The sequence below is a fragment of the Xenorhabdus sp. SGI246 genome (genome assembly GCF_040838225.1).
GTDB classification, from domain to species: Bacteria; Pseudomonadota; Gammaproteobacteria; order Enterobacterales; family Enterobacteriaceae; genus Xenorhabdus; species Xenorhabdus indica.
Window position 1 is genome coordinate 1 of record NZ_JBFPEZ010000149.1, and the last position, 1,706, is coordinate 1,706.

Sequence of the window (1,706 nt, forward strand, 5' to 3'; positions counted from 1 at the left end):
CAATTTCAAACAAGGTAAAAGTCAACACGACTGGCTTCAACAAGCCAATGTTATAGGATGTTAAAGTCGAGCATCGCGTACACTTAGATATATAAATCACCACAGATACCAACTTAATAAATGTTAAGTTGGTATTTCCCGACATCTGATACTAAAAAAACATTCTGTCAGCAATAAAGTTTCCCTGATGAATATAAAATAACTCATTTTCATTGAGTTCATTAGGGGCTGTAATGAGATGGTCTCCCCAACCCTGTTACAGTAAATTGACAGTGTGATTTTCTTTTAGAAGAGGCCATCATCATGAACAGCACAACACTTATCGGTATTGATTTGGGTAAACATACCTTTCATCTACACTGCCAAGATCAAAATGGAAAAGCCCTTTATCGTAAGAAAATGACTCGGGCTAAGCTCATTGACTTTCTGAGCGTCACTCCTTGTGCAACTGTCGTGATGGAGGCTTGTCCGGGATCGCATTTTATGGCGCGTAAAATAGCGGCACTCGGTCACGAAACTAAATTGATTTCGCCTCAGTTCGTTCGACCTTTCGTCAAAAGCAATAAAAATGATTTCATTGATGCTGAAGCCATTTGTGAAGCCGCTTCCCGGCCTTCTATGCGATTTGTTCAGCCTCGCACGGAAGGTCAACAATGCATGAGGGCATTACATCGTGTTCGGGAATCTCTGGTCAATGACAAAGTGAAAACGATCAACCAGATGCATGCTTTCTTATTGGAATTTGGGATCAGTATGCCGAAAGGCCTCGCAGTGATTAAGCGGTTATCTGAGGTTATCACTGAACATGACCTTCCTCCTTATCTGGTACAACTACTCCAACGTTTGCATGCTCATTATCTGTATTTGGTCGGACAACTCAATGAAATTGAAAAAGAAATTGATTCAACTCTCAAACAGGATGAAGGGGCCCAGCGGTTACTGACTATCCCATCCGTCGGCCCTGTCACAGCAAGTCTGCTGGCTTCATGACTAGGCGATGGAAGGCAATATGCTCACAGTCGAGAATTTGCTGCCTCTACAGGATTAGTTCCGAGACAGTATAGTACCGGAGGGCATAATACCCTTTTAGGAATAAGTAAACGCGGCAATAAACAACTCAGAAAATTGCTGGTTCAGTGCGCCCGGGTTTATATACAGAAACTGGCTGAATGGGTCAAAAATCAATTAACACGAAAGCATTCCTGTATTGTCGCTTGTGCTCTGGCGAATAAGCTAGCGCGGATCGCTTGGGCGCTCATCACTAAAAAAGCGGTATTTGAATCAATGTGATGAATTTTTACTATAGTATGTCAATAAGTTGAGAAAATAACGGTAACTTATCTGGTTTTGCGAAGACTGATTATTGATGACATAAATGGCCCATCTGCCTGATGGCAAAACTGTAAACATCAATGGCTCAATGAAGCCGAGGCTGTTGTTAGATTCATCAGGTGCAGAACTCATTAAGGCGCGAGCACACTTGCTCATTGAGACGCCGGATAGATTGAAGCAAGCCCACAATGTATCAAAATTGGTGTTGCAAAAACGGGGGAGACCATAGATTGACGTTTTGAGTTCACCATTTACTCAACCCACATCGGTAACCATATAGCAGAATCATACTAATATGTCATAATATCCAAATCCAAAATGACAAGGCATAAAGTGAAATGGGTTACAGTCTAGATTTTCGAAAAAGAGTTCTG

The 1,706-nt window shown here is 41.7% G+C and carries 1 pseudogene; it reads left to right on the forward strand.

From position 1 onward, the window contains the following. The first annotated feature begins 303 nt into the window (after positions 1-303). Positions 304-1,290, forward strand: a pseudogene (locus tag ABLA85_RS18640) (IS110 family transposase). Positions 1,291-1,706 lie beyond the last annotated feature (416 nt).